At 46.8% G+C, this 22,477-nt stretch carries 26 protein-coding genes; 13 read left to right on the top strand and 13 right to left on the bottom strand.

Annotated features, from left to right (window positions below; all coding sequences use genetic code 11):
* Nucleotides 1-58: 58 nt before the first annotated feature.
* The 5 genes from QUA80_RS29995 to QUA80_RS29975 form a co-directional block, all read right to left on the bottom strand.
* Nucleotides 59-2,464: an Ig-like domain-containing protein gene (locus QUA80_RS29995; protein ID WP_333428601.1), complete on the bottom strand. Its 2,406-nt coding sequence runs from the start codon at nucleotides 2,462-2,464 to the stop codon at nucleotides 59-61.
* Between the two features lie 618 nt (nucleotides 2,465-3,082).
* The gene (locus QUA80_RS29990) at nucleotides 3,083-4,708 is read right to left on the bottom strand and encodes a type I secretion C-terminal target domain-containing protein (protein WP_333428600.1); all 1,626 of its coding nucleotides are present in this window, start codon (nucleotides 4,706-4,708) and stop codon (nucleotides 3,083-3,085) included.
* Nucleotides 4,709-5,134: 426 nt separating this feature from the next.
* Entirely contained in the window at nucleotides 5,135-5,704 is a 570-nt protein-coding gene (locus tag QUA80_RS29985; RefSeq protein WP_333428599.1) for a hypothetical protein, read from the bottom strand.
* A 190-nt stretch (nucleotides 5,705-5,894) separates the two neighbouring features.
* Nucleotides 5,895-5,996 carry a hypothetical protein gene (locus QUA80_RS29980; RefSeq protein WP_333428598.1) on the bottom strand — a complete coding sequence of 34 codons (102 nt, stop codon included), beginning with the start codon at nucleotides 5,994-5,996 and terminating at the stop codon, nucleotides 5,895-5,897.
* 124 nt (nucleotides 5,997-6,120) lie between these two features.
* A complete protein-coding gene (locus QUA80_RS29975) occupies nucleotides 6,121-6,798 on the bottom strand; it encodes a response regulator transcription factor (RefSeq protein WP_333428597.1) in 678 nt (225 codons plus the stop codon).
* Nucleotides 6,799-6,996: 198 nt separating this feature from the next.
* Here QUA80_RS29975 and QUA80_RS29970 point away from each other — a divergent pair, with 198 nt between their 5' ends.
* Nucleotides 6,997-7,371, top strand: coding sequence for a DUF433 domain-containing protein (locus QUA80_RS29970; RefSeq protein WP_333428596.1), 375 nt, complete (start codon nucleotides 6,997-6,999; stop codon nucleotides 7,369-7,371).
* Nucleotides 7,368-7,763 carry an ACP S-malonyltransferase gene (locus QUA80_RS29965; protein WP_333428595.1) on the top strand — a complete coding sequence of 132 codons (396 nt, stop codon included), beginning with the start codon at nucleotides 7,368-7,370 and terminating at the stop codon, nucleotides 7,761-7,763. The genes QUA80_RS29970 and QUA80_RS29965 overlap by 4 nt, the downstream gene beginning before the upstream one ends.
* A gap of 94 nt (nucleotides 7,764-7,857) precedes the next feature.
* Here QUA80_RS29965 and QUA80_RS29960 read toward each other — a convergent pair whose 3' ends face one another.
* Entirely contained in the window at nucleotides 7,858-8,883 is a 1,026-nt protein-coding gene (locus QUA80_RS29960; protein WP_333428594.1) for a response regulator, read from the bottom strand.
* A 408-nt stretch (nucleotides 8,884-9,291) separates the two neighbouring features.
* On the opposite strand from QUA80_RS29960, the gene QUA80_RS29955 reads away from it, so the two are divergent.
* On the top strand, nucleotides 9,292-11,703 hold the full coding sequence (locus QUA80_RS29955; RefSeq protein ID WP_333428593.1) for a c-type heme family protein: 2,412 nt from the start codon (nucleotides 9,292-9,294) through the stop codon (nucleotides 11,701-11,703).
* A 36-nt stretch (nucleotides 11,704-11,739) separates the two neighbouring features.
* Here the strand turns inward: QUA80_RS29955 and QUA80_RS29950 are convergent, their stop codons facing one another.
* The 7 genes from QUA80_RS29950 to QUA80_RS29920 form a co-directional block, all read right to left on the bottom strand.
* Nucleotides 11,740-13,992, bottom strand: a complete 2,253-nt coding sequence (locus QUA80_RS29950) for a transglycosylase domain-containing protein (RefSeq protein ID WP_333428592.1) — start codon at nucleotides 13,990-13,992, stop codon at nucleotides 11,740-11,742.
* 334 nt (nucleotides 13,993-14,326) lie between these two features.
* Nucleotides 14,327-14,449 carry a photosystem II reaction center protein J gene (locus tag QUA80_RS29945; protein ID WP_333428591.1) on the bottom strand — a complete coding sequence of 41 codons (123 nt, stop codon included), beginning with the start codon at nucleotides 14,447-14,449 and terminating at the stop codon, nucleotides 14,327-14,329.
* Between the two features lie 69 nt (nucleotides 14,450-14,518).
* Complete coding sequence (locus QUA80_RS29940; RefSeq protein WP_106146846.1) at nucleotides 14,519-14,641, bottom strand: photosystem II reaction center protein L; 123 nt, start codon at nucleotides 14,639-14,641, stop codon at nucleotides 14,519-14,521.
* A 9-nt stretch (nucleotides 14,642-14,650) separates the two neighbouring features.
* Nucleotides 14,651-14,788: a cytochrome b559 subunit beta gene (gene psbF / locus QUA80_RS29935; RefSeq protein WP_006635504.1), complete on the bottom strand. Its 138-nt coding sequence runs from the start codon at nucleotides 14,786-14,788 to the stop codon at nucleotides 14,651-14,653.
* Nucleotides 14,789-14,808: 20 nt separating this feature from the next.
* Nucleotides 14,809-15,057, bottom strand: a complete 249-nt coding sequence (gene psbE / locus QUA80_RS29930) for a cytochrome b559 subunit alpha (protein ID WP_006635503.1) — start codon at nucleotides 15,055-15,057, stop codon at nucleotides 14,809-14,811.
* Between the two features lie 56 nt (nucleotides 15,058-15,113).
* On the bottom strand, nucleotides 15,114-16,127 hold the full coding sequence (locus QUA80_RS29925) for a photosynthesis system II assembly factor Ycf48 (protein ID WP_333428590.1): 1,014 nt from the start codon (nucleotides 16,125-16,127) through the stop codon (nucleotides 15,114-15,116).
* The gene (locus QUA80_RS29920) at nucleotides 16,114-16,449 is read right to left on the bottom strand and encodes a rubredoxin (protein ID WP_015176848.1); all 336 of its coding nucleotides are present in this window, start codon (nucleotides 16,447-16,449) and stop codon (nucleotides 16,114-16,116) included. Before QUA80_RS29920 ends, QUA80_RS29925 begins: the two co-directional genes overlap by 14 nt.
* Nucleotides 16,450-16,993: 544 nt before the next feature.
* Between QUA80_RS29920 and ndhC the strand changes: the two genes are divergently transcribed.
* The 10 genes from ndhC (at nucleotide 16,994) to QUA80_RS29870 (ending at nucleotide 22,450) form a co-directional block, all read left to right on the top strand.
* A complete protein-coding gene (gene ndhC, locus QUA80_RS29915) occupies nucleotides 16,994-17,356 on the top strand; it encodes a photosynthetic/respiratory NAD(P)H-quinone oxidoreductase subunit C (RefSeq protein WP_006635500.1) in 363 nt (120 codons plus the stop codon).
* Nucleotides 17,347-18,072 carry a photosynthetic/respiratory NAD(P)H-quinone oxidoreductase subunit K gene (gene ndhK / locus QUA80_RS29910; protein WP_333428589.1) on the top strand — a complete coding sequence of 242 codons (726 nt, stop codon included), beginning with the start codon at nucleotides 17,347-17,349 and terminating at the stop codon, nucleotides 18,070-18,072. Before ndhC ends, ndhK begins: the two co-directional genes overlap by 10 nt.
* Entirely contained in the window at nucleotides 18,065-18,568 is a 504-nt protein-coding gene (locus QUA80_RS29905; RefSeq protein ID WP_333428588.1) for an NAD(P)H-quinone oxidoreductase subunit J, read from the top strand. Before ndhK ends, QUA80_RS29905 begins: the two co-directional genes overlap by 8 nt.
* 165 nt (nucleotides 18,569-18,733) lie before the next feature.
* Nucleotides 18,734-18,958 (top strand): type II toxin-antitoxin system HicA family toxin, encoded by a 225-nt coding sequence (locus tag QUA80_RS29900; protein WP_015176846.1) that lies wholly within the window; start codon nucleotides 18,734-18,736, stop codon nucleotides 18,956-18,958.
* Entirely contained in the window at nucleotides 18,955-19,182 is a 228-nt protein-coding gene (locus QUA80_RS29895; protein WP_015176845.1) for a type II toxin-antitoxin system HicB family antitoxin, read from the top strand. Before QUA80_RS29900 ends, QUA80_RS29895 begins: the two co-directional genes overlap by 4 nt.
* Before the next feature lie 85 nt (nucleotides 19,183-19,267).
* Complete coding sequence (locus tag QUA80_RS29890; protein WP_333428587.1) at nucleotides 19,268-19,516, top strand: DUF4926 domain-containing protein; 249 nt, start codon at nucleotides 19,268-19,270, stop codon at nucleotides 19,514-19,516.
* A gap of 69 nt (nucleotides 19,517-19,585) precedes the next feature.
* The gene (locus tag QUA80_RS29885; RefSeq protein ID WP_333428586.1) at nucleotides 19,586-19,870 is read left to right on the top strand and encodes a hypothetical protein; all 285 of its coding nucleotides are present in this window, start codon (nucleotides 19,586-19,588) and stop codon (nucleotides 19,868-19,870) included.
* Nucleotides 19,867-20,316 carry a nuclease gene (locus tag QUA80_RS29880; protein ID WP_333428585.1) on the top strand — a complete coding sequence of 150 codons (450 nt, stop codon included), beginning with the start codon at nucleotides 19,867-19,869 and terminating at the stop codon, nucleotides 20,314-20,316. The genes QUA80_RS29885 and QUA80_RS29880 overlap by 4 nt, the downstream gene beginning before the upstream one ends.
* Nucleotides 20,317-20,384: 68 nt before the next feature.
* Nucleotides 20,385-21,848: a class I SAM-dependent methyltransferase gene (locus tag QUA80_RS29875; RefSeq protein WP_333428584.1), complete on the top strand. Its 1,464-nt coding sequence runs from the start codon at nucleotides 20,385-20,387 to the stop codon at nucleotides 21,846-21,848.
* Nucleotides 21,849-21,898: 50 nt separating this feature from the next.
* Entirely contained in the window at nucleotides 21,899-22,450 is a 552-nt protein-coding gene (locus QUA80_RS29870) for a Uma2 family endonuclease (RefSeq protein WP_333428583.1), read from the top strand.
* Nucleotides 22,451-22,477 lie beyond the last annotated feature (27 nt).

Below are 22,477 nucleotides of genomic sequence, written 5' to 3'. Positions count from 1 at the left end.
TAGCTAATTTACTATGATTGCATTTATACCCTATAACCTAGCTATACAAAGGGCTTGATTATTTTTGGAGATGTCTATTGCGTTCGGCAACATCATTCAATCCGTCGCCGTTCGTGCCGATGCGATTTTCGATTCCGGCGGTGGGATCGATCGAGATACCATCCCCACTGTTACCGCGAGCGAAATTGCCAGTTAAATCGGTGCCGATATAGTTGCCATAAATCCAGTTTTTGGATGCACTATTCGATAGCTTAATGCCAGCGGCATTGTAGTAAGGTTCGCCGGAAAAGCGGTTAATTGCCAGTCCTCGGATAACAGAATTGCTTGCCTGAATGTCAAGTCCTACAGGTGAATTGGATGCCGCGCCATTGAGTTCAATTCGCGGTGCGCCCTGGAAACCGGGGCCGCCTTGACTCCAGCCATCGATCGTGACGGTATCTGTAATTGCAGGCAAAGCAGATTTGAGATCGATCGTTTGAGGAGCATTAAATGCGATCGGAATCTGGATCGGTTTTTGGAATGGTAATGGAATTTGGATGAAAGTTGTAATTTGGAATGCGATCGTATCTGCACCGCGATGAGCGTTGGCATTCAGAATTGCCTGTCGCAACGAACCAGGGCCGCTGTCATTGGTATTTGTCACCAAAAAAGTCACTCCAGCATCTGACAGGACGGAAACAGTCGCAATGTTGCTATTTGCGGTGCCGTCGCTGACGCGATAGGTAAAGCTGTCGCCGTTGAAGTTGGCACCGGGAGTGTAAGTAATAAAGTCATCGTTGGGATTGTTCGGCGTACCGTTGTTGTTCACAACTGCCGTCCCCTGAGTAGGATTCGCGACCAAGCTAATTGTTAAGGGGTTGCCATCCGGGTCGATGTCGTTGGAAAGGACATCGACCCGGATGGAAGCAGGAGCGTCTGCACGGACGATCGCACTATCATTTTCTGCTACAGGGGGCTGGTTGGCGATCGAACTCTGGACGCTGATGCGACCAAAAAAAGCGCTATTATCGGTAGCACTCCGCGAACCATTGGCACTGCTGTTCCCACTGAACGTAGGCATCATGTTAATTGCCGTCACCGTTGGCGCAACATCCACCCCTGCCGCACTGGCGAGATTGGGAGTCACGGCAAAAATTGCGCCACCCTTGCCCTGACCGTTTGCGCCTGACTTACCACCAGAATTGGCCGGGACGATTCCGCCCAACCCACCTGTTGCCTGGTTATTCAGAAATCTGCTGTTAACCAAGTTGAGGGAACCACTGCGAATAAAAACCGCACCTCCCAGTCCAGCACCGCCGCCACCGCCACCGCTGCCATGAGTAATCGTGTCGCCCTTCCCACCCTGGCCGCCGTTACCGCCGAAGCTTCCCCCACTACCCGGAGTGCCTGCAGATCCAAATTGGCTGGCACCGCCACCGCCACCGCCACCACCAAAGCCGCCCTTGCCACCAACGCCACCAAAGTTCCAAGGACTTGTAGCACCCCCGCCAAAGCCGCCACTGCCGCCACCGCCACCAAAGCCGCCACTGCCACCAAAGCCGCCACCAAAACCCGTACCTCCGCCCCCGCCACCTCCAAAGTCGCCACCGTTGCCACCAAAACCACCTACTGCTGTGATGTAGAAGCTGAAACCGCCACCGCCGCCCCCGCCACCAACGCCACCACTGCCACCATTGCCGGGGATTTTGAGGATTCTATCAGTACCATTACCGCCCTCGCCACCACCGCCACCGCCACCGCCAATTCCACCACCCGCGCCACCATTGGACTGAGCGAGCCCATAATCGAAGCCGCTGCCACCATCACCCGCTGGATCGCCACCAAATATGGTGCCTGTGCCACTACCGCCATTGATTGACTCGCTGTCACCGCTGAATCCACCACCGCCACCACTGCTAATATTTGGAATAGAAGCCGAGCCGTTGCCTCTAAAGCCGCCACCACCACCACCACGAAAGCTGCTCTTGCCACCACTGCCACCAAAGCCACCACCGCCACTGCCAAAGATACTGCTACCGCCATTGCCACCAACTGCCTGGTTATTTGAAAATGTGACATTATTAGCAGTGACGCTACCGCCATTGATGAACAGTGCACCGCCCATGCCACCGCCACCGCCGCCGCCGTCGCCACCCTTGCCCCGACCATTTGCCAGGGTGAGGTTATTGAATTGAACAGTCCCTCGGTTGATGAAGAAGAGGCGGACATCGCCATTGTCGTTGCTGCCATTTTTGTTGGCATCGCCACTAATAGTTAGGTTGTTGACTCCAGTGCCTTTGATGGTGAGGCTGTCGTTGACGATGAGTTGTGCTGAAAGAGCGATCGTCCTCGGTACGGCAAAGAATATGGGGTCGAAAATAATTGTGTCTGCGCCGACTTGGACATTAGCCTGTTTGATGGCAAATCGCAGGGAACCGGGATCGCTTTCGTTGTCGTTGGCGTTGGTGACGGTGAAAGTAGCCATAATTTTTGCCCTATACTTTTATTTTGGTTTAAACAATACAAAACTCAACTTCTTGAAGAAATCTGGAGTTTCTGTTCGAGAAGCCTGCTTTTTGAGTTTTTCGTAATCTATTACTTGGTATTCACAATCTGAGCCAAGCAGTCAAATATCCGTACACTCAGCCCAGACACGCTCGTCACCCTGACTTCACAATCCGCGATCGCCCTGAAATAATTTCTGTCTGTTTGTCAAAACTAGCTAATTTTTTATAGATCGCACTCGACTGTTACGTAAATTTACAGAGCCGACCAAGCGATCCGAAATCTCTACCCCACTATCCCAAACTCCTGTTATTTTTAAATTCCTTTAACCCATGCGCGATCGTAATTTTAATTACCCAGATTACCGACACTAATGACTGATAACTACGGACTAATAACTAAGAATGGTCAGTTCGAGAATGTAGATAATTGCCTGTGGTTGTTGATATCTTTAAGATCCGAATTGAGCTGGGTCGATCGCATCAGACAAATGTCACGATCGCCCCATGACATTAGTCATCAACCCAGTGATGGCTAATGACTAATGACTGATAACTCATGACTGATGACTAATGACTGTTAAAAGCGCGCCTGGGCCTCACAAAAACGGTACGAGCTCGATCGCAGTTTCGCTGCGAGGTGCTGGGGCTGGCATGATGGCAGTGCTTGCCGGAATCAGGAGGTTTTGACCGATCTTCAACCCATCTGGTGTCATCCCCTTAACAGTAACTAACGTGGTGAATCCACTTGCAGTCTCAGTTCCATCTGAGTCGATTTGCACTTGCGTATCGCCACTCACATCCACCAAGCGCAGAAAGCCTTGGGCAATGGGGTCGCCGATCAGAGACTGTGCGTTGGCGTACACATTATCCAGCAGTTCTCGTAAATCCAACACATCATTGCCATTGGCAAAATCGGTAATGATATCGCCTGTATTGTTCGAGATATTGTAAGCAAAGTTGAAGCTGGTGTAGGCAAAGCGATCGTCCCCTGCACCTCCCGTCAGGGTATCGGCATCGTTCCCCGATAAGAGTTCGGACATCCTGGCCGTGCCAAACAAAACATCATTGCCGTTGCCACCCGAAACAATATCGTTACCCCATTCACTATAAATTGTGTCATCTCCATCGCCACCATCGAGTTTGTTATCGCCATCGTTAGCAGTGATGACATTATTCAGGGAATTGCCGGTACCATCGATCGCCTCGTGCCACAGACTCGACACAGTAAGATTTTCGACGTTATCGGGCAGCGTATAGCTCGCAATTACTAACACCGTATCAATCCCATTATCGGGCTGTTCGATAACGATATCGCCCAAACTGTCTGCGGTATAAGTGTCATCACCCGCACCGCCCCGCATCACATCGTTACCCGTACCGCCATGCAATACGTCATTTCCCGAACCGCCTTCGAGGGTGTCATCGCCATCCCAACCGAATAAACCCAGGTTTTGCTCGCTGACACCGAACCTGTCAGAACCTGTATTCGCAAGTCCGATGAAATTGTTGAGCGCATTCCCCGATCCGCTGATGGCACTACTATGAGGAGAGAGATACAAATTTTCGACGTTAGCGCTCAAGGCGTAATTGATGGTGGCAAAAACCGCATCCGTACCACTTTCGGCATCTTCGACTACTCGATCGCCCCGATCCTCTACCCAATAAGTGTCATTACCAATGCCACCCACCATCAAGTCATCACCGCTACTACCCGTGAGTTGATCGTCGCCTGCATTTCCCCAAAGGCTGTCATTTCCCTCCATCCCGACAAAAGCATTATTTTCCCCATTGCCTACCATCTGGTTGTTGAGGCTGTTGCCCGTACCCCAAAGCGCCGTATTTCCTTTCAGAATCAGGTTTTCGATGTTATCTCCCAACCGATAGGATTCGATCGAACTTTCCACTGTATCGGTGCCGCCATTCAAAGCTTCGATGACTCGATCTTCAATGCTATCGACAGAGTAAAGGTCATCGCCTGCACCACCAAACATCGTGTCGTTGCCGGTGCCGCCGTTTAAGGTGTCGTTTCCACGTTCCCCAAACAGAAGATCGTCGCCATCGCCTCCCGATAGAATGTCATCGCGCACTCCACCATACAGGCTGTCATTCCCTGCTAGTCCAGATAGATAGGGATCGTATGACAACCGGGGAAGACGCAACCAAGAATTGCTCGAAGGACGATCGGAATAAAGAGCATCGTTACCATTTGTTCCAGTAGCCATAATAGGGATTCCTCCTAATTGTTTTGAGTAATTGTTAGGCGTTGAATTTTTAATTTGAAAGTGTAGATGCAATGTAAATAATTGCTGGTTGCTGTTGATATATTGAAGATATCGTTCGAGCTGGGTCGATCGCATCAGACAAATGTCACGATCGCCCCATGACAAATGTCATACCTGTTCTCTTCATAAAAAATCGGGTGAACACATAACACACGAACACATTGAATTACCATTAAGTATTGAAACTCGTGGGTATGATGCTTATTTATCACCGAAAAACTAGCCTTTGGAATTTGTACTAAAAGGCGATGGTGGTTTTATTAATTAGGCTTACTCTGGTGATTGTACGCAGAATGATAAAATTTTTACCGCTAACTAGATATATTATCTATTACACAAGCGGGTTTATTTACTCCTACCTACTTATTAACGGCGGGAATTGTGGATGTATTGGCAAACAGTTCTTATTGCGCTTGTTGCTTCAAATGCCGTATTATTCGCCAAACCATAACCTAAAGCTCGTTTGAAATTAACTAAAGCTGTTTGATATTGTTTTTGGTTCATTGCAGCATAACCTAATTTCATGCAATTATTGTAACTTGTACAAGAGCCAGATATGTCTATAACATAAGGTTCGAGAATGCTAAGAGTTGTGAATGCTGCGAGATCGTTGGGTTGCAAAATCAGAGCTTGTTTGTAGTAAATTAATGCCAGCTCTGTATCGCCTTTTCTCTGAGCTTTCATGCCGTGAGTCATACAATCTTGGTACGTTGAACAAAAACCAAAATCTCCAGCTTTTTTTGGTAGTGGCATTGGAGAAAGACCAGAACCTGAATGGGGATAATGGCAGTGAGTATCATTGGTTTTGCGATTGGTATGACATCCTGCTTTAGTAGTGGGTCCTTCATCCGCCCAAGCAATATCTGCTAAGGCTATAACTGATAATGTTAAAAAAGTAATGATTAGTGTTTTGGAGAGTTTTTGATTGGCTTGCATAATTTTTCCTGTTTTTAGTATTTTTGGTAAATATTCCTGATGAACAATAAAATAGTTAGGATGTGCAGTCTAAGATATTCTCATAATCAATCTAGATGTTATTACTTGCCAATTGTTATGACTAAGTATAATTTGTCAAGTACATCATCTACCAAATTAGATGATTTTACCCTGACGATTATACCGTAAATCATACATAAACGGTATCATTTCCCGCAAATCCCCAGATGTAATCTGCTTCTTGTCCGCCAGTCAGGATATCGTTCCCTGCGGTTCCAAAAACGTTGCTCATCTCATTTTCTCCTTTGGCTCTAGAGTCTTTCAGTGAGGTTTCCCTCGGTTTGTATAGTTCTAGGTTATTGCCAAGGAGAGATGTTCTATACGTGAGAATTGTCATGTCTCACCCATGACATTTGTCACGAGAGCGGATTTTCCAACCAAGCAAGGAAGGAATTAGCAACGAGTGCTGCTTGAGTTCGATCGCGCAAATTCAATCGCGCCAGAATATGAGTGATATGATTTCTGACCGTGCCTTCAGATAAAAATAATGCTTGGGCAATTTCGCGATTGCTCGATCCTTTAGCAATTAACAACAAAACTTCTCGTTCTCTAGATGTCAATTCGGCCATGCCGGGTGGCAGTTCGATTTTGTCTCGTTTTGGTATATTCACCTGGGCGACCATCTTTTCCAAAATACCAGGACCAAACTGGGTGTAACCTTTATAAATGCAGTGAATTGCCTCAATTAATTCTGCTGCGGGCGTATCCTTCAAGACATATCCTTTGGCTCCATAGCGAATCGCTTCGGCAATATATTGCGTGTCGTTAAATGTCGTCAAAATGAGAATTTTTGTATCGGGATATTTCTGACAGATGTGTTGAGTTGCCTTCACCCCATCCATAATCGGCATCTGGATATCCATCAGCACGACATCGGGCGGTAAAAATTGGGTATGCAATACTTCGAGTTGTTCGATCGCCCTTTGTCCGTTGTTTGCTTCCCCGACAATTTGTAAATCTGGCTGGGTTTCTAACAATGCTTTTAAACTACTGCGAATTAAGTCCCGATCTTCAACAAGTAATATACGAATCATGGGAGTATAGGTCTAAGAATTCAGGTGGAGGGGTTGTCACGCCGTGATGAAAATCCGGTAGTTTGACTGCACGAGCCGCAACCAACTTCTTTAAGTTTAGCGACAGCCTTCAAAATTACCTCGAAGCGCCGATCGCAAAAAAGCCAACTTCAATTGTCTTTGAGGTAAGATAAAGCTAGATTCCAAGAGGGTACAGATATGACTCCAGCATTGAACGAGCCAGTCCAGATCGTTCGTACAGAGCGTGGATTGACGATCGCAGGCACCCGCATCACTTTATATGACGTGATGGACTATGTGATGGATCGATATCCGCCCAAGTTTATTCGGGGATTATTCGATCTCACGGAAGAACAAATTAACGCTGCTCTAGATTACATTGAAGCAAATCGCGCAGAGGTTGAAGCAGAATATCAACAAGTGCTTAAAGAAGCCGAAGAACTCCGACTATATTACGAGGAGCAAAATCGCGAGCGTGTTGCTCGAATTGCTACTCTGCCACCACCACCTGGACTGGAAGCCGCCTGGGAAAAACTTCAGGCAGCTAAGACACGTCATCAACTCCAGGCATGATTTTTTTAGTCGATCATAATTTTAAAGGACACGCACGCATTCTTCTTGGCAGCATCACCAACCAAGGTTGGCTTGATTTTGTCCCAATTCGCTTCGTCATGTTTGAGGAGGTGGGATTATCAATTGATAGCAACGATCGAGTGGTTTGGAGACTAGCTCAAGAAAATCGGATGATTCTGCTCTCTGCGAATCGAAGTATGAAAGATGAAGAGTCGCTAGAGCAAGTGATGCGCGAAGAAAATACTCAAAACTCTCTACCAGTTGTGACAATTGGCAATGCCGATCGAGTGTTAAATGACTCAATTTATCGAGAACGGTGTGTCGATCGTCTTGTTGAAATTGCGATTTATACGGTTAACTACATGGGTGCAAGACGAATTTTCATTCCATGACGGGTTTGAGCATTGGGCGATCGCAATCATTTCGCTACTGGGTGTTGTTAGTTAATAGTTATTGCTCAACTAATTACCAATTACCGATTACCAATTACCCATTAACCATGACAGGAAAATAAGCATTAATACAACATCCCCGATCGAGTTCGCTGACAATCTCCAAAGATCCGCCTAAAGCCGCCACTCGCTCCTGCATTCCCTGAAGGCCAAAACCCGATCGACTCTCAACCATTTGAAAGCCTTTACCATTATCCTGAAGCGTGAGGAAAATTCCAGCAGGATTCGATTCAATCTGAAGCTGTACCGCCGTTGATTTAGCATACTTGCAGATATTAGTCAACCCCTCTTGCACGATTCGATAGAGGGCAATATTGACAGCATGGGAGACCGATCGATCGAGGTGAATCTGACAGTTGGGTTGTACGCCAGCGGTTTGCTGAAATGCTTGAATTAAATGCCCGATCGCCTCTTCCAATCCCTTCCCCTGCAACGGATCGTCCCGCATGGCCGACACCGATTGCCGCACGGCTTGCAGTGCCTCGGAACCGAGTTGTTTGGCTTTCACGAGAAACGGATATGCTCGATCTGGATGTTCGTTCCACATCGCCAGTGCCGTTTCCATATGCAAATTGAGCGCTACCAGCGCATGACCTAAAGAATCGTGAATATCGCGGGCAATCCGATTGCGTTCCTGCTCGATTGCCAGATATTCCACCTGCATTTGTAAGCGGCGAATCGTCAATTGATGCGCCACTCTGGCACAAACTTCTTCGACGTGAAAGGGTTTGGTAATATAGTCAACTCCACCCACAGCAAACGCTTTTACTTTATCGAATACTTCATTTAACGCGCTGATAAAAATTACCGGAATATTCTGAGTTTGGGGATTGGATTTCAAGCGCTGACACACTTCATATCCATCCATTTCTGGCATCATGATGTCCAGCAAAATCAAATCGGGGGGTTGCGCTTGCACGCCTCTTAAGGCCATTGCCCCACTCTTGACGATGCGAACTTCATAACCTTGCTGCGTTAGCATTTCTGACAGCAGGTGAAGATTTTCTAGGGTATCGTCTACTATAAGAATATCGGCGCTTGAGGGTTGGGGGGTATTCATAATCATCGAATAAGGGAATAGGGTTCAGAAACAGCCAGATACAGCAAATTACAGGTTTATGAGGTACATTCAAGAACCCTCTAGAGACGCGGCAATGCCCAAGGCGTGTCAACTTAAGTTCAAACGTATTCAGAAACTCGTTTGCCACCGAGGCCAGATCCCCCTAAATCCCCCTTCTTAAGGGGACTTTGAGAAGAATCTTGTCCCCACCTTTTTAAGGGGTGCTAGGGGGGATCGGCCCTAGGATAAAAGCGAGATATATCGACGGTTCCAGAGTTAAGTTGACAGCAGTGGTTCCTCAACCCAACCTACATTTTGGTAATTTAAAGTTAACGTTCAATTTACCTGTTCACCAAAAAACGTATTGAAACAACAAATATCGCCCGATCGAAACCGGAGATAAAGATAATGCTGGGCAGACTAAAACTCGGATCGCAATTTACCTTCTTGCTTGCCCTGGTTTTTCTGGCAGGTATCTTGCTGAGTGGGCTCACCCTCTGGAATACCCTACAACACGCGGCAGAAGAAGAGATTACCACGCGGGCAAGCATTTTGATGGAGACGATCGACTCTGCCCGCAACTACACGATTCAGCGCGTCAGTCCCCTGCTGCAAAATAGTCTAGACACCAAGTCTACCTTTTTGCCAGAAGCTATTCCTGCCTTTGCTGCGCGAGAAATTTTTGAACGATTTCGCTATCTCCCCGACTACCACGGCTTTTTCTACAAAGAAGCAGCCCCCAACCCCTCGAATCTCCGGGATCGCGCCGATCGGTTTGAAACCGAAATCGTCGAACAGTTTCGCCGTCAGCCGGATCTTTCAGAACTTTCGGGCTACCGAAAAACCGCAGGATCGACCCTATTTTACATCGCCCGACCCCTGGCAATGAAAGAAGCCAGTTGCCTGCAATGTCACGGCAAGCCAGCCGATGCGCCCAAAGGTCAAATTGCCATTTACGGCGATCGAACGGGCTTTGGCTGGAAGTTAGATGAAGTGGTTGCCACCCAAATGATTTACGTTCCTGCTGATGAAGTTTTTGCCCACAGCCGCCGGAATATGGTGCCGGTGATGAGCATTTTTATGGCGATGTTTGCGGTGGCTGTGTTATCGATTAACAGGTGGTTGAAGCGGCGAGTGATTCAACCACTGAAGCAACTGACTGCGATCGCCCATCAAGTCAGTGCGCGGCCCATTACCGCAGAACAAGTGGGCGCATTTGACGTGCCGGAAATTGCCAAAGTGGCGCAACGAGGCGACGAACCGGGACAACTGGCCCGCACTTTTCAGGATATGGCCCACGAAGTCAGCGCCCGCGAACGCAACCTCAGCCACGCCGTCGAACAGCGCACGGCGCAATTGGCAGATAGCATGAAAGAAGCTGAGAAAGCCCAAGCCAAAGCTGAAGCGGCCGATCGGGCGAAGAGTCAGTTTTTGGCTAACATGAGTCACGAGTTGCGAACTCCACTCAATGCCATTCTCGGTTTTACTCAGTTAATGTTGCGATCGCCAAGCGATTCTGCTGGAGTAAGTAACCTCGCGCCGCAGACGCAACAGCGATATTTGGACACGATTAATCGCAGCGGCGAACATCTACTGGCGTTGATTAACAATGTCTTGGAAATGTCCAAGATCGAAGCGGGACGCATAACATTTCAAGCGACGGATTTCGACCTTTACGCGCTGCTAGATACGCTACAGCAAATGCTCCGTTTGAAAGCCGAATCGAAGGGTTTGCAACTGAAGTTTGAACGATCGAGCGATGTGCCTCAATTCGTTCGTACCGATGAAGCTAAACTGCGTCAGGTGTTAATTAATTTGCTCGGTAATGCCATTAAGTTTACCCCAGCGGGAAGTGTCGCCCTACGAGTAACAAGAGGTGAAGAAGGCACTCTCCAATTCACCGTAGCAGACACTGGTCCCGGCATTGCTCCCTCGGAACGCGATCGCCTGTTCGAGCCCTTCGTCCAAACTGCAACCGGACAGTATTCTCAAGAGGGAACGGGACTGGGATTGTCTATCAGTCGGAAATTCGTACAACTCATGGGAGGGGAGATTGCTGTTGAGAGTATTCCCGGCAAAGGCAGCGTTTTCCGGTTTGAAATTCCAGTGGAGTTGGCGGCAAAGGCGATCGCATCACCAAAACAAGAACGATCTATTGTCGGACTGGCTGACGGACAAATTACCTATCGAATTCTAGTTGTTGACGATAAACTTGAAAATCGCCAACTGTTAGTGGAATTACTAATCCCGATCGGATTTGAGGTGCAAACAGCTATTAACGGACAAGAGGCGATCGCGCTTTGGCAAAGTTGGCAACCGCATCTCATTTGGATGGATATTCGGATGCCTGTTATGGATGGATATGCTGCCACCCAGCAGATCGAGGCTAGCAGTCAAGCTATGGGTGTTCCTTTTCCTATTATTATTGCCTTGACGGGTAGCGCTTTTGAAGAAGAGCGTCAAGTTGCTATAGCTGCTGGGTTTGACGATTTTGTACGCAAACCTTTTCGGACTGAAACTATCTTTGCCAAAATGGCAGAATATCTAGGGGTTCGCTACGTTTATGCCGAGGACCAGCCGCTTTCTTCCCCATCCCTTCGCCCTCTGACTGCTTCTGACTTGACAGGAATGCCAACAGCTTGGATGGAACAGTTGCATCAAGCCGCGATCGAACTCAATATCAAGAAAATTCGCAAGTTAATTGCACAAATCCCGGCCGATCGTCCCGATCTCACTAACGCCCTCAACGATTTAGCCGATCGCCTGTGTTATGAAGACATCATTGCCCTAACAGTTCCTCCGCCTGCCGATCGAGGCTAATTAATTACTGCTAATTAATTAATGCTGACTAATCACTTAACGCGCCACCTGCCGCATATATTCCCCCCACAACTGGGCGGCATTTGCACTACCTCCGGCAGTCGGAGAATTATCATCATTTCCCAACCAAACTCCTGTCACGAGTTGCTGACTCGGAATATAACCGACAAACCACAAATCTCTATTATCATTAGTCGTGCCTGTTTTTCCAGCTTCTCCCAACCCCAAAGCAGCACTGCTGCCCGTACCTCCCCGCACAACACCTTGCAGCATATCAGTCATCGTATCCGCTACGCCTTCAGAAACTAACTGCCGATTGGCAATGCCATCTTTTTGATAGTCATAAATCACCCGGCAACTGTTAAAATCATTTGGATCTTTGCAATCGCTGCTGTCAATAATTCGCTTGATTACGTGGGGGCGATTCCCCAAACCCCGGTTCGCCAGAACCCCGAATGCACCCGTTAATTGCAATACGTTAACTTCACTTTCACCTAATACTAAACCTGGGTTAGAACGCAGTTCAGATGTAATCCCCAAACGTCGGGCCATTTGCACTACATTGTCTAAACCAACATCCTGTGCTACTCTCAAAGCAACTGCATTTTCCGACTGTGCTAAACCCCGATACATATCCGTACTACCGCTGGTTCTTTCGCAGCCGCTGTAACTTTGTCCGCCCCAAGAAAGGGGGGCGCAAGAATAAGTTTTATCGGGTGAGATTCCCCGTTCCAGGGCGGCTGCATAGGTGAAAATCTTAAATGTAGAACCGGGCTGTCTCAAAGCTTGGGTAGCCCGATTAAACTGACTTTTCAAGTAATCTACGCCCCCAACTAAAGCTAAGACTTCCCCCGTTGTACTATTGAGAGTAACCACTGCTCCTTGAGAAAAACCTGCACTGGCTCCCGCATTTTCAACAGCATTTCTGAGGGAAGCTTCAGCTACTTTTTGCAGGCCGGGATTCAAACCTGTTTCTACAATAAAATTGCCTTCTCTGGCTAACTGCTCCCCCAGCAAAAACTCCAATTCGTCAAATACATAACTGTAGAAATAAGGAGCTATCGTACTTTGCAGATATTGGCGGGCTTTGGGATTGATCTCAATTCGCGATCGCCTCGCGCGATCGGCTTCTTCCTGAGAAATCGTCCCCATTGCGCGCATCCGTTCGATCACTCGATCGCGGTACTCTACCGCCAACTGATAATTTTGAATCGGATTAAAACTGTTTGGCGCCGGCAAAATTCCCGCCAAAGTTGCCGCCTCTGACAACGTTAAATCCTTCGCCGACTTCCCAAAATAAAACCGAGCCGCATCCTCAAAACCGTAAAGGTCAATTCCCAAAAACACCCGATTTAAATAAGTCAGCAACAGCTCATCTTTGCTGTAATAATTCTCCAGTTTCAACGCAACTACAGCTTCCCGCAACTTGCGTCCTGCCGAATCTTGAGTTCCCACATAATCTCGAAACAAACTCCTCGCTAACTGCTGCGTCACAGTGCTGCCGCCTTCGCGAATTCCTCCGCCGCGAACATTGGTTAAAAGCGCGCGCAAAACTCCGATCGGATCTACCCCCAAATGCCAATTGTAGCGGCTGTCTTCCGAAGCAAGTACCGCCTTGGATAAATAAGGCGAAAAATCCTGCAATTGTTTTAATTCTAAGTGAGCGTTATTCTGAGGAGGACGCAGCGGAGTTTGCCCGTCGCGGGCGTAAACAATCACGGGCCCGTTGATACTTCTCGGCAGAGGGCGCACTCGAAACTTTGTCGATTCGATACCTACCAACACGGCAATCAAAGCGGTGATGCCGCTGACGCCGTAAAAGCTGTAACGCAAAAGTTGCAAATACCAAGGCGGCGGATCTACGTACTGAATTCTGACAGCGGCGGCTAGTTCCGGCGGCCCTAAAGTGAATACGTCTCCGTGACGCAGGGACATATTTTTAACTCGCCTTTTGCCCCTGTAAATACCGTTGGTGGAGTCTTCATCTTTGATGACAAAAGGAGTCCGCCGCCGAGTATCCCGCGACAGGGATAAGTGCACGTGACTGACAACGGGATTGCGAACCACAATATCAGAAGATTTGGACGATCGACCTAACAAATATCGATCGCCCAACAGCGGATAAACCTCAGCTTTAGCTGCACCCGCATCCTGTACCCACAGTTCGGGTACTTTGGCATTCGGTTTCAGCGCTAGCTGGTTAAAATTAACCTTGGCAATAGTCTGGACTGCTTGGGTAATCGCACCCAAGACGGTTTGAGGTTTGCGGGGCGGCTGCGGTGGGGTCATATTTCGCTGTGCACTACGATCGAGCGATCGGCTCTTGCACCATTCTACTCGCAACTTTTGGCTAATTTCAGGATCTGCCTGTACTCAATTCGCGATCGTCGGCTAGTGGCGATCGATTTTCGGGTTATTGGTGAGCCCGCCCCGGAAAAGTTTATCGAGCAAATCTCCACCCAACCACAAAAAATCTCGCTATCACCAACCTACTAAAATATCATAAACTTGGCAATAAATCAACATTTTCTATAACATTTATCCCTGATTTACCAACAATTCGCATAATTAAAACCCCCCTTTTTCCAGGGGGGTTAAAAGCCGAAAATCAGCTTGATTCTCCTTACATCGAAGAACCCAAACCGGCATAAGCACCGTAGAAGAAAAGAGCCAAAATGCTCAGAACACCGAGGCCTGCAACAGTAGCTACCAGCCACAAAGGAATTCTGCCACTTTCACTAAACATAGCCATCACCTCACTACTTCACAGCTAAATACATTCGATCGAACTCTTGAAAGCCAACTCAGACACCAGTTAATTAAAGAAATAACTGGAAAACAAAATACCCAGAGTAAAAATCATCAACAGACCCAAATACAGAGAAGTCCGATTTAACTCAACAGGCTGCTCGTTGGGATTAGGAACGCGCTCAGGCATTGTAAACTCCTATCGTTGAATAAATTGCATTGCTGCGATCGCGCCCAAAAAGAAAATTGTTGGGACACCTAAAGTATGAACTGCCAACCACCGCACCGTAAAAATCGGATACGAAATTGGCTCATTGTTTGGGGTTCTGCTCGTCATTTTTCCAAATCCTTGTTAAATTACTTGGCAATGAACTGATCTACTTGTTTCTTAGCTTCAAAGCGATCCGAGATAATCGGCACTTCTTCGCGCTGCGGTGTGAAATACTGGTTAGGGCGAGGAGTTCCGAAAGCATCGTAAGCCAAACCCGTTTGCACAAACAGCCATCCAGCAATAAACAAAGCCGGAATGGTGATGCTGTGAATTACCCAATAACGGATACTTGTAATAATGTCCCCAAACGGACGTTCTCCAGTTGTACCAGCCATTTAGAATCCTCCTTTCAACAACAAATCGACAGACAATCTCTGTTACTATTCTACTATCAAGCAGCTTGCGCTGAACCTTGATATTTAAGTAGAGTACCGCTCGCGCCGAGCACAAATCCGCGATCGGGGCCCATAAAGACAATCCTGTAAAAATTAGCAGGAACATCTTCAACTTCGCGGTCTTTTAGCCAAGTTTTCCCGCCGTCGAAACTGCACAGCAAATTGCCGCCGCCGCCGGCTACCCAAACTTCATTATCAGTCCGGTAAGCCATGTCCAGCAAACCCCAACTCGCCTTGCGATCGGGAAAAAACGGTTTTCCCCAACCTTCAGCACTTTCCGGGTCGCTAAACTGAATCTGACCGCCGCGGGCGAGCATCCACAAACGCCCGTCCTTGGTAAAACCCATATTTTGCAGGCGGCGAGAACTGTTGCGGTTGTGAGGTTCCCAAGCTTCTTGTCCGGGTTTCCACACCGAATAAAAATTGCCCTTCGAGGAAACCGCAACATACTTTCCGTCTTCAGAACGGTTGATATTGCGAACTACCCCAAAAGAATCCTGCACGACAGCTTTCCACTTTTTACCGCCGTCAGAAGTCCGGTAAATCGCCCCCACATCGGTGGTCATCTCGGCGGAATTCGGGCCCAAAGCCGCGATCGTACTCGGAGAACCGGGCAACTGAGAGCTCAAAGCAATCCGCGTCCAAGACTTGCCCTCATCGTTCGTGTGGAGCAAAACAGAAGGCTGGCCGACAATCCAGCCTTCTGACCCCGAAAAACTCACCGACGCAAAACGCGACCTCGGATCGTCGATATCCAGTGCTACAGACTTCCAGCTAGTGCCGCCGTCGAGAGTTTCGAGCAGAGTAGCCTCAGAACCTACAACCCAGCCGTGCTGAGGATTGCCCGTAAAGGCAATATCCTGCAAATTAGCTTCCGTCGGCAAGGAAATCACTTGCCAGGGGTTGTAACTCACAGAACCGATGTTGCTGCAACTCGTACAGATGAGCGCAGCCGCCAATAACATTACAATTCGTTGCCAAAATCTCACAATCGTCTTACTGCAAACCATACATACTAAGTAACAACAAGAAACCAACGACCAAGCCGCCAAAAATCAGCAAACTTTTCTGACCTTCGGTCATGCCGTTGACACCGACACCGTAGCGCTGATTTGCCTTAAATCCCGATACCCCTTCCATCTGACCGAGATTTTGAAACATCGATTTGCGCGCCCCGCAAACGGGACAGACCCAAGTTTGGGGCAAATCTTCAAAAGCCGTGCCCGGGGCAATGTCAATTTTAGGATTTCCCTTTTTCGGCTCATAGACGTAGCCGCAGGCGCGGCACTCGTGCCGATCGAGGGTTTTGGTTTCAGTAGCTCGATCGCTCATAAAATCTCTAGGAGTGTGGAAACCGCGTACCTTGATAGTCACGTATGAAACAGGACGCTGAATAAATTCAGAGTCCCCGAAAGGGGTTGGATAAGTAGAGGAGTAGTGCTTATCCATTTCCCTGTATGCCGGGAAGCGCCTTGCTACTCCAGTAATGTTAGCTTCGCCAATGTTATCGGTCGGTACTTTCCCAGAGACACTTCCTTAACCCCTTAAAGATGTTTAATCCCTAGGTTACAGAGCAAGGAACTAGCTACGCATTCCGGGCGTGTGAACTTGAACTCTTGCCGATAACGTAGCCCCGAAAGGGGACTGAGGCTGGTCAACTTGGGGCTTCAGTTTTGAGGCCAGAAGCCCGCGACTTGCCGTCGGGGGTCGTTGACAGCTCCAAAAGAGTAGGTAAGCTAATCTTAAAATATACATTAAAAATTATTGCAGAAGATGGACGATTAATCTCAACCAACTCGTAATTTCAGCTACCCAAAATCTATATAATGTAAAGACAAGTTACAGAACCCTTTCACCGAGGCAGTATTTATTCACCGTGTTTGCACTCAGCGGCTACGAGTATTTCTTAGGCTTCCTGTTAATTTCCAGCCTAGTCCCTATCCTCGCCCTCACGGCGTCTAAGGTACTGCGCCCGAAAAGTCGTCCCTACGACCGACGCACTACCTACGAATCTGGCGTCGAGCCGATCGGCGGAGCCTGGATTCAGTTCAACATCAGATATTATATGTTCGCCCTAGTCTTCGTCATCTTCGACGTAGAGACCGTCTTCCTCTATCCTTGGGCAGTTGCTTTCAACCAGCTAGGACTGTTGGCTTTCATCGAAGCCTTGTTTTTTATCACGATCCTCGTTATTGCTCTTGTCTATGCATGGCGCAAAGGAGCCTTGGAATGGTCTTAAGTTCTGACAAATCACAAAAACCTCTAATTGTCAACCCCGCAGAGCGCCCGCAAGTCACATCTGAATTATCAGAGAACGTCATCCTGACAACAGTGGATGACCTCTACAATTGGGCGAGACTTTCGAGCCTGTGGCCCCTGCTTTACGGTACCGCTTGCTGCTTCATCGAATTTGCAGCTTTGATCGGTTCGCGCTTTGACTTCGACAGATTCGGCTTAGTACCGCGATCGAGTCCCCGACAAGCCGACCTGATCATCACCGCCGGTACAATTACCATGAAGTACGCCCCCATCTTGGTGCGGCTTTACGAACAAATGCCCGAACCCAAATACGTCATCGCGATGGGCGCTTGCACCATCACCGGCGGAATGTTCAGCGTAGACTCCACCACAGCAGTCAGAGGCGTTGACAAACTGATTCCGGTAGACGTGTACATACCAGGCTGTCCCCCCCGCCCAGAAGCGATTATTGACGCAATTATCAAACTGCGGAAAAAAATCGCCAACGATTCGATGCAAGAACGGGGCAATTTGCTGCCAACCCACCGCTACTACACCAGACCCCACAAAATGAAAGTAGTAGACGACATCTTGGACGGCAAATATTTGTCAGTTCCGGGCAGGATAGCGCCACCGAAAGAATTGACCGAAGCAATGGGAATGCCAGTACCGCCGGCTTTGCTGACTGCACAAAAACAGGAGGTAAACCGTGGCTGAACAAGAATCTGCAATTGTTGAAGCCGGGAAGGTTTCCCAGTGGTTGACTCAGAATGGCTTTGAACACGAAGCTTTAGCGGCCGATAATTTGGGCGTGGAGATATTAAAGGTCGATCGAGAATTCCTAATTCCGATGTCAACAGCACTGTACGCCTACGGGTTTAATTATATGCAGTGCCAGTGCGCCTACGACCAAGGCCCCGGACAAGATTTAGTCAGCGTTTACCATTTGGCAAAGCTGACAGATAATGCTGTCAAACCTGAAGAAGTCCGCGTCAAAGTATTCATTCCCCGCGACGATCCCAGAGTACCGTCAGTCTACTGGATTTGGAAAGCGGCCGATTTTCAAGAGCGGGAATCCTACGATATGTACGGCATTGTCTACGAAGGACATCCGAATCTGAAACGGATTTTGATGAACGAAGATTGGGTAGGCTGGCCGTTGCGGAAAGATTACATTTCCCCTGATTTCTACGAACTGCAAGACGCTTATTAAGGGAGTTTTGAGTTTTTAGGTCAAAATACAGTCGGTCGTTTTGCACCCACTTCTTTGAGGAGTGGGTGCATTGTTTTGTGCGTTTTTTTTGGAAAGGTCGATCGAAACTTTCTGGGATATGATGAAAGTGTTCCTGTCACCTTGCCACATTTTTAATGTCTGCTTATGCCCAAAAAGATTAGAGAACTCAAAAGCCTTCTGCTAAAAGCTGGGTTTACTTATCGTTCGGCAAAAGGCAGTCATACAAGATGGGTTCATCCTTTACTACCAAATGAACCAATTACCATTGCTGGAAATGATGGCGATGATGCGAAACTGTATTTAGAGAGAGAAGTTAATCGAAAACTTGGAATATTGAAAGCAATTGAAGAAGAGGAATCAGAATCATGAAATTACCTTATATAATTGTTATTCAATGGTCGGATGAAGATAACTGCTACCTGGTTCATTTACCTGATTTTCCATCTCAGCAGTTCCACACTCACGGAGATACCTACGAAGAAGCTTTGCAGAATGCAGTGGAGGTATTAGAGCTTTTAGTTGAAGAATATCAGGCAGATGGTAAATCTCTCCCAGCACCTAAAACTTTAGTAAAAAACTTGCTGTTTGCTTGAATGTATATTTGAAGTCATTGAGCATGATTCGGAGATTCCGAGATTAACAACCTGCTATCCTTTGTAGTGCCTGGAGGTAATAAAAGTGGCAAAGAATACAGTTAAATTACTAGATGTTGTTGCCTTGACAGTTGACATTCCTGAATACAACCTGTGGCGCGGACAAGTAGGGACTGTGGTTGAACTGTTGGCTGATGGTGCAGCGTTTGAAGTTGAATTTAGCGATCGCAACGGACGCACTTATGAATCTGTCGGGCTGCATCCAGAGCAAATCATGGTGTTGTACTTTGAACCAGCATCGCCCGATCGCAAACTCGAAATGGTTACAGCTTAGCTTTTTCGATCGATCGCCAGCTTAGCCTAGTAGGTTGTAAAGTATAAGGGTAGAGCTATAAAAACACCTATGACACTCACCCTCACTCTGACACCAGAAATAGAGCAATACTTAACACAAAGAGCTCAAGAGCAAGGGCTTTCGACGGAAGCATACACTCTGCAACTGCTGGGAGAATATATTCTGCGAAAACAAAAGCAGGTAAAATTGCTTAATCTGCTTCAGTCTTGGATGGATGAAGAAGATGCCGAAGAGCAGCAAGAAACAGGTGAGTATCTGATTCATGCTCTTGACGAAGATCGTTTATCTGAACGCAAGCTATTTCCTATTGAATTAAAAGGTGTAACTTGGTGAGCAGAGTCGTTTTTCTGGATGCAGGACCAATTGGTTTAGTTACGAATCCAAAGCTATCTCCTGAAAGCACTCTTTGTACTCGCTGGTTGCAAGCACTTATTATATCCGATACTCGAGTTATTATTCCCGAAATAACCGATTATGAAGTTCGCCGAGAATTACTGCGGACAAACAAGGTAAGGGGTATTGCTCGATTAGACGAATTAGCTAACTTGGCGGAGTATTTACCCATTACAACTGCTGCTATGCGACAAGCTGCGATGTTTTGGGCACAAGCTCGTCAGCAAGGACAACCGACAGCAGGTGATAAGACGATTGACAGCGATATGATTTTGGCAGCACAGGCGACGACTCTTGATGTTGTGGATGTTGTAATCGCGACAACAAATGTTGGTCATCTTTCTAGGTTTGCTCCAGCCGATTTATGGCGAAACATCCTCGGTTGAGATTCTGGCGCTGATTGGAGAGATAGCGAAGGCAATAAAGGCACGATCGCAGTTTATAAATCTAACCGATGAGTTTCAACGATCGCAAAACCAAACTAGAATACGGGGATTTTCAGACACCGCTGGAATTAGCAGAGAGGGTGTGCCGGAAATTGATAGAACTTGATGTTAACCCCAAAGTCATCATTGAGCCAACTTGCGGGATAGGTAATTTCATTAAAGCTGCTGCAAATTCGTTTCCATCCGCCAGCAAGATTATCGGAGTTGAAATCAATCAACATTATTTAATAGAATTAATAGCTAAGCAGGAATTGTTACAGGATGAAAGATGTGAGGTTAAGCACGGAGATTTTTTTGATTTTGACTGGACATCATTAATCAACAAATTTAATCAGAGGGTGCTGGTACTTGGCAACTTTCCTTGGGTAACAAACTCACAACAAGGAACTATTGGCAGTGAAAACTTGCCGAAAAAAAGTAATTTTCAAAAGCACACTGGCTTAGATGATCTCACAGGTAAAAGTAACTTCGATATCTCAGAATGGATGCTGATTCAGGCGGTGCAATGGCTGCAAAATCGTGACGCTACTCTGGCAATTCTTTGCAAGACTTCGACTGCTAGAAAGTTATTGAATTACCTTCACTCTCAAAAACTCAATCTCGCTGAATGTGCAACTTATACAATAGATGCTAAAAAATATTTTGAGGCAAATGTTGATGCTTGTCTGTTATTCTGCAAATTTGATTATAATTCGCGAAACTACTTTTGCGATGTATTTAGCAGTTTAGAAAGTTCAGATTGTCACCGAATTGGATATCACAACAATCTCCTGGTTAAGGATATAGATTCTTTCAGGAAATTGAGTAATTTATATGCTGTAAATCCAGGAACGAAATGGCGCTCTGGCGTCAAGCATGACTGCTCGAATGTGATGGAGTTTCGGAAAATTGATAATTTGTTTGTCAATGGATTTGGGGAAGCTGTCGAGCTTGAGGAAACTTATCTATTTCCGCTACTTAAAGGATCTGATGTCGCTCAAAATCGCATTAATGCTACCGATCGATATATCCTAGTTACTCAAAAATTTATCGGTGAATCAACCGAAAATATCAAAACTATAGCTCCTAACACCGGACGTTATCTAGAGAAGTGCGGGCAATATCTAGATAATCGTAAAAGCAAAATTTATCAAAATCACCCTCGATTTTCGATTTTTGGAGTAGGCTATTATAGCTTCCAACCTTGGAAAATTGCGATTTGCGGGCTTTATAAAAAATTGGATTTTAGGTTAATCGGTGAAATAGCTAATAAACCTGCAATCTTCGACGATACTGTTTACTTTCTCAGCTTTGACAGCGAGAGAGTGGCACGTCAAACTTTTGAGCTTTTGAATTCACAGACGGCAATCAACTTTTATTCAGCACTCGTATTTTGGGATGAAAAGCGCCCGATTAAATCCAGTGTTTTAAATTGTCTGAATCTAACACTACTGGCAGATTTGGAATTTGTAACCGCAGATGCACGCAGATAAACGCAGATAGATAGAGATATAATTTATATTATCGGTATTTCGGAAAACCTATGACTCAAGCTTTACCTAAGCTCGTAAACTTCGAGGAATTTGTGGAGTGGCTGCCTGAAAATTCGGCGGTACGCTACGAACTGCACAATCGAAATATTGTTGAGATGGCACAACGAGCAGGCAAACACGCAGAAATTACAGGCTTTCTGACAATCGAAATTGCTGTTGAAATCAAAAATCTGGGCCGGCCCTATGGTATCCCCAACCAAGCGATAGTTAGGCCTCCTGAAAAAGATTCTGGTTATTTCCCTGATGTGTTGGTGCTGAATCGTGCAAATCTGGTGAACGAAACATTGTGGCAAAAACAATCTGTCCTCAGTTTGGGTGCATCGATACCGTTGGTAATTGAGGTTGTGTCAACCAATTGGCGCGATGATTACTATTTGAAATATGCTGATTATGAGGAGATGGGTATCCCTGAATATTGGATTGTGGATTATGCTGCGTTGGGTGGACGCAATTTTATTGGCAATCCCAAACAACCGACGATTTCTGTGGGTAATACCACTTCTCCAAAAATATGCTACAATAAGACTCAAGCGCAAGGATGATTGTATGAAAGTAAATTACCCTGAAAG

Origin of the sequence: Microcoleus sp. F4-D5 (genome assembly GCF_036704885.1) — a bacterium.
Taxonomy (GTDB): domain Bacteria; phylum Cyanobacteriota; class Cyanobacteriia; order Cyanobacteriales; family Microcoleaceae; genus Microcoleus.
Note: the sequence above shows the minus strand (reverse complement) of the source record. Positions and strands in the feature narration are given on the sequence as shown.

Excerpts from the sequence above, each read along its gene's own strand:
- QUA80_RS29995 (WP_333428601.1), bottom strand. The coding sequence starts at position 2,464 with ATGGCTACTTTCACCGTCACCAACGCCAACGACAACGAAAGCGATCCC.
- QUA80_RS29990 (WP_333428600.1), bottom strand. The coding sequence starts at position 4,708 with ATGGCTACTGGAACAAATGGTAACGATGCTCTTTATTCCGATCGTCCT.
- QUA80_RS29985 (WP_333428599.1), bottom strand. The coding sequence starts at position 5,704 with ATGCAAGCCAATCAAAAACTCTCCAAAACACTAATCATTACTTTTTTA.
- QUA80_RS29980 (WP_333428598.1), bottom strand. The coding sequence starts at position 5,996 with ATGAGCAACGTTTTTGGAACCGCAGGGAACGATATCCTGACTGGCGGA.
- QUA80_RS29975 (WP_333428597.1), bottom strand. The coding sequence starts at position 6,798 with ATGATTCGTATATTACTTGTTGAAGATCGGGACTTAATTCGCAGTAGT.
- QUA80_RS29970 (WP_333428596.1), top strand. The coding sequence starts at position 6,997 with ATGACTCCAGCATTGAACGAGCCAGTCCAGATCGTTCGTACAGAGCGT.
- QUA80_RS29965 (WP_333428595.1), top strand. The coding sequence starts at position 7,368 with ATGATTTTTTTAGTCGATCATAATTTTAAAGGACACGCACGCATTCTT.
- QUA80_RS29960 (WP_333428594.1), bottom strand. The coding sequence starts at position 8,883 with ATGAATACCCCCCAACCCTCAAGCGCCGATATTCTTATAGTAGACGAT.
- QUA80_RS29955 (WP_333428593.1), top strand. The coding sequence starts at position 9,292 with ATGCTGGGCAGACTAAAACTCGGATCGCAATTTACCTTCTTGCTTGCC.
- QUA80_RS29950 (WP_333428592.1), bottom strand. The coding sequence starts at position 13,992 with ATGACCCCACCGCAGCCGCCCCGCAAACCTCAAACCGTCTTGGGTGCG.
- QUA80_RS29945 (WP_333428591.1), bottom strand. The coding sequence starts at position 14,449 with ATGTTTAGTGAAAGTGGCAGAATTCCTTTGTGGCTGGTAGCTACTGTT.
- QUA80_RS29940 (WP_106146846.1), bottom strand. The coding sequence starts at position 14,641 with ATGCCTGAGCGCGTTCCTAATCCCAACGAGCAGCCTGTTGAGTTAAAT.
- psbF (WP_006635504.1), bottom strand. The coding sequence starts at position 14,788 with ATGACGAGCAGAACCCCAAACAATGAGCCAATTTCGTATCCGATTTTT.
- psbE (WP_006635503.1), bottom strand. The coding sequence starts at position 15,057 with ATGGCTGGTACAACTGGAGAACGTCCGTTTGGGGACATTATTACAAGT.
- QUA80_RS29925 (WP_333428590.1), bottom strand. The coding sequence starts at position 16,127 with ATGGTTTGCAGTAAGACGATTGTGAGATTTTGGCAACGAATTGTAATG.
- QUA80_RS29920 (WP_015176848.1), bottom strand. The coding sequence starts at position 16,449 with ATGAGCGATCGAGCTACTGAAACCAAAACCCTCGATCGGCACGAGTGC.
- ndhK (WP_333428589.1), top strand. The coding sequence starts at position 17,347 with ATGGTCTTAAGTTCTGACAAATCACAAAAACCTCTAATTGTCAACCCC.
- QUA80_RS29900 (WP_015176846.1), top strand. The coding sequence starts at position 18,734 with ATGCCCAAAAAGATTAGAGAACTCAAAAGCCTTCTGCTAAAAGCTGGG.
- QUA80_RS29895 (WP_015176845.1), top strand. The coding sequence starts at position 18,955 with ATGAAATTACCTTATATAATTGTTATTCAATGGTCGGATGAAGATAAC.
- QUA80_RS29885 (WP_333428586.1), top strand. The coding sequence starts at position 19,586 with ATGACACTCACCCTCACTCTGACACCAGAAATAGAGCAATACTTAACA.
- QUA80_RS29875 (WP_333428584.1), top strand. The coding sequence starts at position 20,385 with ATGAGTTTCAACGATCGCAAAACCAAACTAGAATACGGGGATTTTCAG.
- QUA80_RS29870 (WP_333428583.1), top strand. The coding sequence starts at position 21,899 with ATGACTCAAGCTTTACCTAAGCTCGTAAACTTCGAGGAATTTGTGGAG.